13 protein-coding genes are annotated in these 12,830 nt (G+C 39.5%); all 13 read left to right on the top strand.

Features of this window, described 5'->3' with window-relative positions; genetic code table 11:
- The first annotated feature begins 216 nt into the window (after positions 1-216).
- Positions 217-414, top strand: a complete 198-nt coding sequence (locus B1K71_RS10600; RefSeq protein WP_077326701.1) for a DUF2768 domain-containing protein — start codon at positions 217-219, stop codon at positions 412-414.
- An 11-nt stretch (positions 415-425) separates the two neighbouring features.
- Positions 426-1,154, top strand: a complete 729-nt coding sequence (locus B1K71_RS10595; protein WP_077326699.1) for a hypothetical protein — start codon at positions 426-428, stop codon at positions 1,152-1,154.
- A 194-nt stretch (positions 1,155-1,348) separates the two neighbouring features.
- The gene (spoIVA, locus tag B1K71_RS10590) at positions 1,349-2,827 is read left to right on the top strand and encodes a stage IV sporulation protein A (protein ID WP_077326697.1); all 1,479 of its coding nucleotides are present in this window, start codon (positions 1,349-1,351) and stop codon (positions 2,825-2,827) included.
- Positions 2,828-3,200: 373 nt separating this feature from the next.
- Positions 3,201-3,473, top strand: coding sequence for an HU family DNA-binding protein (locus B1K71_RS10585; protein ID WP_077326695.1), 273 nt, complete (start codon positions 3,201-3,203; stop codon positions 3,471-3,473).
- Positions 3,474-3,700: 227 nt separating this feature from the next.
- On the top strand, positions 3,701-4,495 hold the full coding sequence (locus tag B1K71_RS10580; protein ID WP_175631896.1) for a heptaprenyl diphosphate synthase component 1: 795 nt from the start codon (positions 3,701-3,703) through the stop codon (positions 4,493-4,495).
- A 4-nt stretch (positions 4,496-4,499) separates the two neighbouring features.
- Positions 4,500-5,204, top strand: a complete 705-nt coding sequence (locus tag B1K71_RS10575; RefSeq protein ID WP_077326691.1) for a demethylmenaquinone methyltransferase — start codon at positions 4,500-4,502, stop codon at positions 5,202-5,204.
- A 43-nt stretch (positions 5,205-5,247) separates the two neighbouring features.
- Entirely contained in the window at positions 5,248-6,219 is a 972-nt protein-coding gene (gene hepT / locus B1K71_RS10570; protein ID WP_077326689.1) for a heptaprenyl diphosphate synthase component II, read from the top strand.
- A gap of 80 nt (positions 6,220-6,299) precedes the next feature.
- Positions 6,300-6,746: a nucleoside-diphosphate kinase gene (ndk, locus tag B1K71_RS10565; protein WP_077326687.1), complete on the top strand. Its 447-nt coding sequence runs from the start codon at positions 6,300-6,302 to the stop codon at positions 6,744-6,746.
- 243 nt (positions 6,747-6,989) lie between these two features.
- Positions 6,990-8,156 (top strand): chorismate synthase, encoded by a 1,167-nt coding sequence (aroC, locus tag B1K71_RS10560; RefSeq protein ID WP_077326685.1) that lies wholly within the window; start codon positions 6,990-6,992, stop codon positions 8,154-8,156.
- The gene (gene aroB / locus B1K71_RS10555) at positions 8,156-9,235 is read left to right on the top strand and encodes a 3-dehydroquinate synthase (RefSeq protein WP_077326683.1); all 1,080 of its coding nucleotides are present in this window, start codon (positions 8,156-8,158) and stop codon (positions 9,233-9,235) included. The genes aroC and aroB overlap by 1 nt, the downstream gene beginning before the upstream one ends.
- A gap of 20 nt (positions 9,236-9,255) precedes the next feature.
- Positions 9,256-10,347 (top strand): histidinol-phosphate transaminase, encoded by a 1,092-nt coding sequence (gene hisC, locus B1K71_RS10550; protein WP_077326681.1) that lies wholly within the window; start codon positions 9,256-9,258, stop codon positions 10,345-10,347.
- Complete coding sequence (locus B1K71_RS10545; RefSeq protein WP_175631895.1) at positions 10,344-11,444, top strand: prephenate dehydrogenase; 1,101 nt, start codon at positions 10,344-10,346, stop codon at positions 11,442-11,444. The genes hisC and B1K71_RS10545 overlap by 4 nt, the downstream gene beginning before the upstream one ends.
- A gap of 28 nt (positions 11,445-11,472) precedes the next feature.
- Positions 11,473-12,765: a 3-phosphoshikimate 1-carboxyvinyltransferase gene (gene aroA, locus B1K71_RS10540; RefSeq protein WP_245799236.1), complete on the top strand. Its 1,293-nt coding sequence runs from the start codon at positions 11,473-11,475 to the stop codon at positions 12,763-12,765.
- Positions 12,766-12,830 lie beyond the last annotated feature (65 nt).

Here is a 12,830-nt window from a genome sequence, read left to right as displayed (position 1 = left end):
TCATTATAGAGTTGCTGTGGAATTTATTTAGTCAAACCGGGATGGAGTGAGCCCCTTCTGTCCCGGATTTTATTTGTCCGGGAAAAGATAAAATTATTGCCAGTGGACAATTTGTGACATTTTTATGATTTAAATTTGTTTTAAATATGGGAAGCTGTAACAGTATGTTATAATACGTTGTGCAATTATGTTGAATTTGAACCAGGAGTGAAATAAATGTCACAAAGCATGATGAATATGTGGATATCATTTGTCGGTATGGCACTCCTTCTGCTTTCGATCGGACTCATTGTATTAAGCAGGAATAAACTGAAAGGCTGGCTTGCAGGTATCGTATCAGTACTAGCCTATCTTTGTTTAATGCTTGGAGGAATAATTATTTTATATATTGTCTTTAGCGGACCGACAAGTTAGGAGGATTTTCCATGAAACATACAGCTGTTCAGGTAAGTATTGCATTTACAATCATGATATTATTGACCGGCTGTCTTTATCCGGAAGGTGAATTATCCAAAAATAAGATTCCGAATGAAGCCCAATTAAAAATGATGCAATCAGCAGTTGATTCCTATCAGGAACAAACAGGCGGATTACTGCCAATAAAAACAAAGGACAAGGATACCCCGAAATTCCGCAAATATCTGATTAACTTCAAAATATTGAAAGAACATAACATTATTTCGGAGATCCCCGGTACGGCTTTTGAAAACGGCGGCATTTATCAGTATACAATCATTCATGCCGAAACAGACCCTACTGTAAAATTAATTGATTTGCGTGTTACAGACGCTATTCGGGAATTGAATATGAAAATAAATATGTACCGTAATGAACATCTGTATCCTCCATTCGGTCAACGAATAGCAGACGGGGTATTTAAAATAGATTATAAAAAATTAGGATTGGAATCAGAACCTTACGTTGTCAGTCCATTTTCGCATAAGAATCTTCCAATTGTGATGGATGCAAAAGGAAAACTTTATGTGGATTATCGTATCGATTTAAATGAAGCTCTTAAAGAATATGACCACAAAATGAAAAAAGGCGAAGATATCCGAACATTGCTTGCAGAGCATTCACCCTTTGTCCCTTCTTATTCTTTACCATATACTATCCAAAATGGAGAACCTGTTTTTCGAACACAAATTGATTAATATAGCATAATAAGTCCCTCGCAACATATATTGTGTTGCAAGGGATTTTTGCTTTCTATAATCCGTTATTATCTTTTTTATTCTTTATAAGCAAAATTAAGTCATAATTTGGTAGGACAACATCATAGACTTGTAATGTCAATTATTCGCAGGTTATTCAGGATTACCGGAAATGGAGATCGGGAGGGGATCGTTTGGAGAAAGTTGATATTTTTAAAGATATTTCGAAACGGACGAATGGAGATATTTACCTTGGCATTGTCGGTGCAGTCCGAACCGGTAAGTCTACCTTTATTAAACGGTTTATGGAATCCGTTGTATTGCCAAATATTGAGGATGAAGGGGAAAGAGGACGCGCGCATGATGAATTACCTCAAAGCGCAGCAGGCAAAACAATCATGACAACTGAACCAAAGTTTATTCCGAACCAGGCAGTTTCCGTCCACGTGGATGAGGGTTTGGATGTAAACGTGAGACTTGTTGATTGTGTCGGTTATGCAGTTGAAGGGGCGAAAGGATTTGAAGATGAAAATGGTCCGCGCATGATCAATACACCATGGTATGAAGATCCAATCCCCTTTCATGATGCAGCGGAAATCGGAACGAGAAAAGTAATACAGGAGCATTCAACGATCGGAGTCGTTGTTACAACTGACGGGACAATCGGAGAAATAGAGCGTTCCGACTATCAGGAAGCGGAATCAAAGGTTGTAGAAGAATTGAAAGAGGTTGGAAAACCATTTATTATGGTGGTTAACTCGACCCGTCCCACCAGCCAGGAAACAGAATTGTACCGTCAGGAATTAACCGAGAAATATGATATCCCAGTACTGGCGATGAGCATTGAGTCGATGTCGGAACATGATGTCTATAGTGTTCTACGGGAAGCATTGTATGAGTTCCCTGTCCTGGAAGTAAATGTTAACTTACCGAGCTGGGTAATGGTGCTGAAAGAAAACCACTGGTTAAGAAGAAATTATCAGGATGCGATTCAGTCAACCGTTCAAAATATCAAAAGGCTGCGTGACGTGGACAGTATCGTTGATGACTTTGAGGATTATGACTATATTGCGAAAGCAAATCTCGCTGGAATGGAGATGGGCGATGGGGTAGCAGAGATTGACTTGCATGCTCCGGACTATCTGTATGATGACATCCTTAAAGAAATTGTCGGTCAGGAAATTCGCGGCAAAGATCATCTGCTTGAATTGATGCAGGATTTCGCACATGCAAAACGGGAATATGACCAGGTCTCCGGGGCATTGCAGATGGTAAAACAAACGGGTTATGGAATCGCTGCACCGTCACTTGAAGATATGGAACTGGACGAACCGGAGATTATTCGTCAGGGATCCAGGTTTGGAGTAAGACTCAAAGCGGTCGCACCATCAATTCATATGATAAAGGTTGAGGTGGAATCAGAGTTTGCTCCAATTATCGGCACAGAAAAGCAGAGTGAGGAACTAGTGAGATACCTCATGCAGGATTTTGAAGAAGATCCATTATCTATTTGGGAATCAGACATTTTTGGAAGGTCTTTAAGTTCCATTGTTCGGGAGGGAATTCAGGCAAAAATAGCCCTTATGCCGGAAAATGCACGGTATAAGCTGAAAGATACACTGGAACGAATTATCAATGAAGGATCCGGTGGTTTAATAGCAATTATCCTCTAGCAGCTGAAAAGGTTGCTTTTTTTTTGTTTAAATTAAATTTTTTTTTGATGAACAGCAGGAATTTGACATCTTCTGTCGTATAGTTTATAAAGAGGTTAAAATGATGCATTCAATAGTTGGTGCCTCTAGTGATGACAAGGATTTTCCATCATTTGTAAATTTTGGATAAACTCATGGGAAAAATTAGCTAAAAATAAAATAAATCCCGTAAAATTAGGCACTTATTGTTGAATTTTGCTTTAATCTCAGTTAATATAAGCCTTGTCATCAATGAATTGGTGGCATTGCGTATAAAAAATGGCAAATTGGGAACAAATGAAATTAGGTGATTTTGTTCCAGTGTCGATTGAACTTTTGGGAGGAGGTGAATATCATGAACAAAACAGACTTAGTAAATGCAGTCGCAGAAAAGAGCGAGCTTTCTAAAAAGGATGCTACAAAAGCTGTAGATGCAGTCTTCGAATCTGTCATGGATTCACTTAAAAAAGGTGAAAAAGTACAATTGATCGGATTCGGGAATTTTGAAGTACGTGAGCGTTCTGCTCGTAAAGGTCGTAACCCTCAAACAGGGGAAGAAATCAAAATTCCTGCAAGCAAGGTTCCTGCATTCAAACCAGGAAAAGCCCTAAAAGAGAGCGTTAAGTAATAAGGTACATAGGGCGAAAAAGGGCACGTGTTTACGTGCCCTTTTTTCTTTGTAAAATTTAGCCTGAATTAGATTAGAATAGTTATGGAGAAGTGAACAGTGAATGTTAATTTGCCGGTAACTGTTTTCCATGTATTCTGATAATAAATTATAATTATGGAACACCTATAAAATATGCTATAATGTCTTTATTAATCTGAATGTATGAAAGGGCACGGGTGGTTGTTTTGCAGACTTCCGATTTGGATCTGAACAACTTTAAATCATTAATACGTAAGAAGATGAAGCACACCTACTTGGATGAATACGTGCAAATTCCGGAAATTAATGATGATAAGCTGTTCATTTTATTTAACGTATTGGAAAATACGACATTAACCGAATTTCAAAAAGAAAATTACATCGTTACTACAATGCTTGTTCAAATGGCCCTGGATACGCATGATTTAGTACCGCAATCCAATGAACCGGAACAAACGGCACGGGAAAGCAAAGCAAAACAGTTGTCAGTGCTTGCTGGTGATTACTATAGTGGTTTATATTATTTGATCCTTTCCGGAATAGAGGATATAAAATTGGTTCATACACTTGCTTCAGCGATTAAGGAAATCAATGAATATAAAATGCAATTATATTACAGGGAATCAACATCTCTAGAGGAATTATTATTTATTATATCGAAACTTGATTCATTATTGATTAAGCATGTTGCAGACCTTGCAGAAGAAAATAGTATAAGCAGCACTGCTGCAGATTGGCTGTTGACAAAGAAATTGCTGGGAATAAAAAATGAACTGGAATTGAATGGCACATTACCATCATCGGAAATTTATTCTGACCTTCCGAATTACGAACTCTTACAGGAAAAGGAAATAATCAATCAGCAAATTTCCAATAGTGTGAACCGGCTTAAGTCATTATTGGTTCACTTTCCCCTACATTTGAAACCAGTTAAATCAAGCCTTGTGGAAAGGTTAAATGGGAAGGCATCAGACTCCAGAATCATTGTGGAAGAAGGGTAAAAGAATGCAGCAATCCAAAGAGGAACGTGTTCATCGCGTCTTTGAGAAGATTTATGACAATTATGATTCGATGAATTCAATTATTTCATTCAAACGTCATAAGGCATGGCGCAATGATGTTATGAAACGAATGAAAGTTGCGGAGGGAACGACCGCACTAGATGTCTGTTGTGGAACTGGAGATTGGTCTTTTTCACTTGCAGAAGCAACCGGAAAAAATGGCAAGGTCATTGGTATTGATTTCAGTTCTAACATGCTTTCAGTGGCCAGGAAGAAAAATGAGCGTTTTCAGTATGAACAACTCTCATTTGTTCAGGGGAACGCAATGAGCCTTCCATATGAGGATAATTCTTTTGATTATGTTACAATCGGCTTTGGCCTTCGTAATGTTCCTGATTATATGACTGTTCTAAAAGAAATGTACCGGGTTGTAAAACCGGGTGGACACGTTGTATGTCTTGAAACATCACAACCGACTTTGATTGGATTTCGTCAAGGATATTATTTATATTTTCGTTTTATTATGCCATTGATTGGCCGATTGTTTGCTAAAAGCTATAAGGAATATGCATGGCTTCATGAATCTGCCAAAAGTTTCCCGGATAAAAAGAAACTGAAGGAAATGTTTCTGGAGGCGGGATTCAGTCAAGTATGGATCAAAAGTTATACAGGCGGCGTTGCTGCAATGCATATGGGAACTAAAAAATAGTCATAACCATTATTACAGGAACTCAAGGTAAAAGGTGAATTGCATGAAATTAAGTAAAACATATGGATATTTAAAAAAAGAACTGGATATTATTGAACATGCATTAAATAATGCAATTCAAGCCGAACAGACTGTATTACGAGAAGCATCACTGCAATTGCTTCAAGCAGGGGGGAAACGTATTCGCCCTGTTTTTGTCTTGTTATGCGGGCAGTTTGGTGATTATAATCTCAATCGCATTAAAACCGTTGCCGTTTCATTGGAGCTGATTCATATGGCTTCATTGGTTCACGATGATGTTATTGACGATGCATCACTGCGCAGGGGAAAGGCAACAATTAAACAGCTATATGGAAATCGGGTTGCGATGTATACCGGGGACTATATGCTTGCTCGTGCCCTGGAGAATATAACTACCATTCCTACTGTCAGTGCACATCAGGAATTGTCCAAAACAATTGTACAGGTAGTTGTCGGCGAGATTGAGCAGATAAAGGATAAATTTAATTGGAACCAAAATCTGCGCGATTATTTGCGAAGAATTAAACGAAAGACTGCGCTGCTTATTGCGACAAGCTGTAAGCTGGGAGCAATCGTTTCCGGTTTGCCGGAAAAAGAACAGGATAAATTATATCAGTATGGCTATTATATCGGTATGTCTTATCAGATCATAGATGATATTCTGGACTTTACTTCTTCCGCGGAGGAATTGGGAAAACCAGCTGGAAATGACCTGCTGCAGGGCAATATAACATTGCCTGTATTGTTTGCGATGAAGGATCAGTCTTTCAGGCAGATGCTTATGAGTACCTTTCAATCGCCTGAAAACGTAACAGAAATGGAAATGAAACGATTAATAAGTGAATTAAAGAAAACAAATGCAATCCAACAGTCTTACAGTGTAAGTGATCATTATTTGAATAAGGCTTTAAATGCACTTGATTCCGTTCCAAATCATAAAGCAAAAACAACGCTATTGAACATTGCAAAATATATTGGTAAAAGACGTTCCTAGAAACATTGTTATTTAAACTAAAATTTGATAAACTCTTAACGGTTGGACAAATATAAATACATATGAACGAGGTGCTGAATATGGAGAAAACATTTCTAATGGTAAAACCGGATGGCGTCCAGCGTAATCTGGTTGGCGAAATTGTAAATCGTTTTGAACGTAAAGGTTTTAAATTAGCTGGTGCGAAATTAATGCAAATCACCAACGAATTGGCTGAAAATCATTATGGTGAACATAAAGAACGCCCATTCTTCGGTGAATTGGTAAGCTTTATTACTTCCGGTCCGGTTTTTGCGATGGTTTGGGAAGGTGAGAATGTTATTGCTACAGCAAGAGAAATGATGGGTAAAACCAATCCACTTGAAGCTGCACCAGGCACGATTCGTGGTGATTACGGTGTGACTGTTGGCAAAAATGTTATCCACGGATCTGATTCACCGGAAAGTGCTGAACGAGAAATTGGACTCTTCTTTAAGGATGCAGAAGTATTGTCCTATTCAAAACAAGACAGTGAATGGATCTATTAAATAGTCTGAGCCTCCGTTAACACGGAGGCTTTTTCTTTATGACTGGGACTTATTAAAAAAGTGTAATTCAAAAACGACCAACATGGGAGATAGACAGGACGGTGTGTACCGCTTTGGAATCTTTCTTTTGATAAGACACTTTAGCCCGGCCTCGTATTTTTATGCAAAATAATGATGATTTTTTCACAAAAATGAAAACAAATATGATATAGTAATATGAAAATCCTGAAAAGGGGGATCATTTTGCGCTACTTAACTGCAGGTGAATCACATGGAAAACAACTTACAACAATAATCGAAGGTCTTCCTGCTCGGATGCCTCTCACCATTGATAATATCAATGAATCATTGCTTCGGAGACAAAAAGGACATGGAAGAGGAAAACGTATGCAGATAGAAAAGGATCTGGCGGAAATAATGAGTGGTGTACGTCATGGATATACACTCGGCTCTCCTGTTTCGCTTGTCATACACAATGATGATTTTAAACATTGGACAGATATCATGGGAGAAGAACCGCTGGAAGAAAATACAAATATCAGACGAACTGTTTCACGGCCAAGACCCGGGCATGCAGATTTGAATGGAGCATTAAAATATGGTCATCGTGACATGCGCAATGTACTGGAACGATCATCGGCAAGAGAAACCGCTGCACGGGTAGCGGCAGGGGCTGTAGCAAAAACACTTTTGAGACACTTGGGGATTGAGATATCCGGATATGTAAAAGAAATTGCCGGAATTATTGCTGAAGATAATCCTTCCTTAAGTATGAATCAACGACAAACTATTTCAGAAGAATCCCCTGTCCGAACATTGGATAAAAATGCGGAACAGCCTATGATGGACGCAATTGACAAGGCAAAAAAAGATGGAGATTCAATTGGCGGTGTTGTCGAAGTATATGTGGAAGGCATGCCAGCAGGGGTTGGATCCTATGTCCATTATGATCGCAAACTGGATTCCCGCATTGCAGGCAGTGTTATCAGTATCAATGCATTCAAAGGAGTCGAATTTGGACTAGGTTTCGAAGCTGCACGCAGAAACGGAAGCGATGTCCACGATGAAATAGCCTGGAATGAACAGGATGGTTATTTTCGTAAAACGAACCGTCTGGGAGGCTTTGAAGGTGGTATGACTACAGGTATGCCAATTGTTGTTAAAGGGGTAATGAAGCCCATACCAACCTTGTATAAACCGCTGCAAAGCGTGGACATAGATTCGAAAGAACCATTTAACGCAAGTATTGAACGTTCAGATTCTTGTGCTGTTCCTGCTGCCTCCGTAGTGATGGAACATGTGGTTGCTTTTGAAATTGCCAAAGCTCTGTTGGAACAGTTTCCTTTTGATCAGTTTCCGAAATTGAAAGAAGCTATCGATGCATATCGTGAAGAAATAAGGTGTTTTTAGTGAAAGTTACCAGGGTAAAATCTGATAGCGGAACTTATGATGTATATGTCGGCGAGCAGCTCAGATATAAAATCGAATCACTATTGCCAAAATCATACTCATCCGTAATGATTATTACGGATGATTTGGTGGCACGGCACTACTTGGAGGATGTTCGAAACAGCATTATACAATATGATCGTGTATATACATCCATTATTAATCACGGAGAAAGCTCGAAATCGATTGATACCTTTTACCGGCTGCATTCCGATGCAATTGATTATGGATTGGATAGGAAGTCACTTATTATTGCATTGGGCGGCGGGGTAGTTGGTGATCTTGCCGGTTTTGTTGCAGCAACTTATATGCGGGGGATTGATTTTGTTCAAATGCCGACAACAATTCTGGCGCATGACAGCAGTGTTGGGGGAAAGGTTGCCATTAACCATCAGAAAGGAAAAAATCTGATTGGTAATTTTTTTTCCCCGGCAGCTGTTGTTTATGATGTTGACACTATTCACTCGCTGAGCGCACAGGAGTTCAGGTCAGGATATGCAGAAATTGTGAAAGAAGCCTTGATTGCTGATCGTCATTTTTTCGATGAACTTATGCAGACCGGACTATCCAGATTGACCAATGCGGAAATTGCCAGCCATATCAATAAAGGAATTGCCATAAAAGCAGAAGTGGTGGAATCAGATGAAAAGGAGGCAGGAATCCGAAAGCATCTGAATTTCGGCCATACGTTCGGCCATGCATTGGAAGCACTGCAGGGATACAGCGGTATAGCACACGGAGAAGCTGTTGCAATCGGGATGCTTTTTGCACTTCAGGTCAGCGAAGCCGTGTTTTCAGTGCAGTTGCCTTTTGATAAGTTGTATTCCTGGCTCGAGACAAACAGCTATCCATTACAATTACCCGAAATGGACCTTCAACATATTATAAATACAATGAAACTTGATAAAAAAACAGAAGGTACAACTATACAAATGGTGCTGCTGAAGTCTATTGCGCATCCTGTAACGGTAGAAGTCAGTGATGCAGATTTAAAGAATCATCTTGAATTATTTAAGAAGAAGCTATCAACCAGATTATAAAAAGGATAGGTGGGTAATAAATGGATTATAAAAAAATTTTGGGCGAATTAACACCATATAAGCAAGGGAAACAAATACGTGAGGTCAAAGAGCAATTTGGTCTGGAACGTATTGTAAAGCTGGCGTCGAATGAAAATCCATTTGGTTACTCAAACAGACTTGATAATCTGAATGCATTTTCACCATCGCTTGAAATTTATCCGGACGGTTATACCGCCGAATTACGCAAAGCTTTGGCGGAAAAATTGAACGTTGAAGAGAATCAGCTTATTTTTGGAAACGGATCGGATGAAATCATTACGTCTATTTGTCGTGCATTTCTATACCCGGGAGTCAATACAGTAATGCCTGTACCCAGCTTTCCGCAGTATAAACATAATGCCTTGATTGAAGGGGCTGAAATTAAAGAAATACCGGTAGTAAATGGCTACCACGACTTGCAGGCAATGCTTGAGGCAATTGATGATAAGACAAATGTGGTTTGGCTTTGCTCACCAAATAATCCAACAGGGTGTGCAATTCCATCCAATGAATTTTATTCCTTTTTGGATCAATGCCCTGAAAACGTGCTGGTTGTACTGGATGAAGCCTATTATGAATATCTCGATAAGGAAAAAGACATACATGCTTTACATTGTTTATCCGAATATAAAAATCTGCTTGTGTTAAGAACTTTTTCCAAAGCATATGGGCTGGCAGGACTACGTATAGGATATGCAATTGGCAATTCCGAACTGACAGCGAAGCTGGATGTTGTAAGAGGCCCATTCAATACCTCCTCCATAGCACAAAAAGCAGCGCTTATTGCATTGGAGGATGATGCATTCATCGCCGAGTCGATATCAAAAAACAATAAAATTAAAGAAGAATTTCAACGATTTCTGGATTCCATTGATTGGCATTATTATGATTCAGAAACGAACTTCCTGTTTATTTCCACACCAATCAGCAGCGAAAAAGTATTTGAGTATTTGCAACAAAACGGCTTTATTGTACGACCCGCGGGAGAGAAGACAATCCGGGTTACCATAGGAAATGAGACTGATATGAAACAATTGCAAGCTATAATATTACAGTTGAACAACACCATAAAAGAGGAGATTCAATCTTGAAGCGAACTATATTCATCATTGGCCTTGGACTTATTGGGGGGTCACTCGCCAAAAGTCTGAAACACGATAACAACAATTATATTATTGGATTTGATTCGGATACGGAAACAGTTAACTTTGCTTTGAAGAACGGCATTATTGATGCTTCTTGTGAGGATTTGAATGCAGCTTTGAAAGAAGCAGAGATTATCATTCTGGGTACACCCATTTCAGAAACGGTCAGGATTATTGGCAAATTGGATGAAACCGAGTTTGACCATGAGGTAATCGTAACAGACGTTTCTTCTGTTAAATCAACCGTTATGGAAAAGGCAGCGTCCATTACGAATAAAAACATTCAATTCATCGGGGGCCATCCGATGGCAGGATCACATAAGCATGGAATCATTGCGGCAAAAGAGCATTTATTTGAAAATGCGATTTACGTTTTAAGTCCTTCGAAAAATTGCAGAAATGATGCGGTAGATACACTGACAGATATTTTACGGGTCACGAAGAGTAATTTTATCGTTTTGCCTGCAAATGATCATGATGAAATGACCGGTATTATTTCACATTTTCCGCATCTGATTGCTTCATCTCTTGTACATCAGGCACGGAAATGGCAGAACACACATGCATATATTCCAAAACTCGCTGCTGGCGGGTTTCGTGATATTACCCGGATTGCCTCAAGTAATCCGGAATTGTGGCAGGATATTTTTTATCATAACCGAAAAAAAATGTCCCACTTGCTGGAAGATTGGATTGCCGAAATGAACGAAATAAAAGATCTTATTGATCACAATAACCGAAATGGGATAACTGCGTATCTTCAACAGGCGAAAGATTATCGTGATGGTTTGGGCTCTGCCAAAAAAGGCGCCATTCCGTCATTTTATGATTTATACGTTGATATCCGGGATCAGCCCGGGGCAATTGCCTCTGTTGCCCATATATTGGCAACAGCGGATATCAGCATTAAAAACATTCAAATCCTGGAAATTCGTGAAGGAATAACCGGTGTATTACGGCTCAGTGTTCCATCCAAAGAAGATTTGCAGGGAAGCCGTATGATTTTGGAGAAAAATGGATATGAACTAATGGTTGCAGAATAAATAGATGAATAGAAGGGAGTGAATGGATGTGGCCACATTAAAGTTAACACCTTATAAAAACGTTTTACAAGGTGAATTGGAAGTGCCTGGTGATAAGTCAATTTCACACCGTGCTATTATTTTTGGCTCGCTCGCAAATGGGACAACTAAAATTTCTAATTTCCTAAACGGAGAAGACTGTCTGCGGTCAATTGATGCATTCCGGGCAATGGGAGTTTCGATTGAACAGGATGCAACAAACGTGACGATATGCAGTGCAGGAAAGGATAAATTGACAGAACCGGTTGAACCTATTTATTTCGGGAACTCGGGGACCACCGCACGTCTAATGCTCGGTGTATTAGCTGGATTGCCGTTTTTTACAACAGCCTATGGCGATCCATCTTTGACTGTCAGACCGATGGACAGGGTTATTAAACCGATTCAGCAGATGGGGGCTTTAACAGATGGACGCTCTGATGGAGGGTTTTTGCCGATGGCTGTACGCGGCGGGAACTTAAAATCTATCTCATATACTTTGCCGGTAAAAAGTGCACAGGTAAAGTCCGCAGTTTTATTGGCTGGATTGTTTGCTAAGGGTGTTACCAAAGTCACGGAACAAACAGTAACCCGAAATCATACAGAAAATATGATGGCCGCTTTTGGTGCAGGAGTGAAAGTCGAGGGCAATACAGTTTATATTTCTAATAAACCGTTATATGCAACAGATGTCTTTGTACCCGGCGATATTTCTTCAGCTGCATTTCCATTGGCAGGAGCTGCAATTGTGCCTGGCAGTAACATTACGATTAAAAACGTCGGACTTAACAATACACGAACCGGAATTATTGATGCATTACTTAATATGGGTGCAGATATAACGATTTCCAACGAAAAAACGGTGAGCGGCGAACCCATTGGTGATCTGACAATAACCTATAAAAAGCTAAAAGGTACCGTTATTGAGGGTGACATAATCCCAAAACTGATTGATGAGCTGCCAATTATTGCACTTGTCGCGACTCAGGCAGAAGGTAAGACCGTGATTCGTGATGCCGGGGAACTCAGATTGAAAGAAACAGACCGGATTGAAGCAGTCGCAGAAGGACTGAGAAAACTTGGTGCCAATCTGGAAACAACGAAGGATGGAATGATTATACATGGAACATCCCAGTTAACGGGAGGGCATGTTTCATCATTTGATGATCACCGTATCGCAATGATGCTTACCATTGCTTCACTTATTGCCGATGAGGAAGTCATCATAGACGATATTTCTTCTGTCTCAATTTCATACCCTGATTTTTTCAAACATCTGGATACACTTAAATCGACACCTTAAGAATCTGCTCTTGGCAGATTCTTTTCTGTTTGAAGTAAGCGGTAAATTTTTGTATGATTGAAATC

It is taken from the genome of Virgibacillus siamensis (genome assembly GCF_900162695.1).
Taxonomy (GTDB): Bacteria; Bacillota; Bacilli; order Bacillales; family Amphibacillaceae; genus Lentibacillus; species Lentibacillus siamensis_A.
The sequence above is the reverse complement of the archived record's forward strand: the minus strand, read 5'-3'. Positions and strand labels throughout refer to the sequence as shown.

What these genes read in the sequence shown, in the direction of transcription:
- B1K71_RS10600 (WP_077326701.1), top strand. Translation starts at nt 217, where the DNA reads ATGTCACAAAGCATGATGAATATGTGGATATCATTTGTCGGTATGGCA.
- B1K71_RS10595 (WP_077326699.1), top strand. Translation starts at nt 426, where the DNA reads ATGAAACATACAGCTGTTCAGGTAAGTATTGCATTTACAATCATGATA.
- B1K71_RS10585 (WP_077326695.1), top strand. Translation starts at nt 3,201, where the DNA reads ATGAACAAAACAGACTTAGTAAATGCAGTCGCAGAAAAGAGCGAGCTT.
- B1K71_RS10575 (WP_077326691.1), top strand. Translation starts at nt 4,500, where the DNA reads ATGCAGCAATCCAAAGAGGAACGTGTTCATCGCGTCTTTGAGAAGATT.
- hepT (WP_077326689.1), top strand. Translation starts at nt 5,248, where the DNA reads ATGAAATTAAGTAAAACATATGGATATTTAAAAAAAGAACTGGATATT.
- ndk (WP_077326687.1), top strand. Translation starts at nt 6,300, where the DNA reads ATGGAGAAAACATTTCTAATGGTAAAACCGGATGGCGTCCAGCGTAAT.
- hisC (WP_077326681.1), top strand. Translation starts at nt 9,256, where the DNA reads ATGGATTATAAAAAAATTTTGGGCGAATTAACACCATATAAGCAAGGG.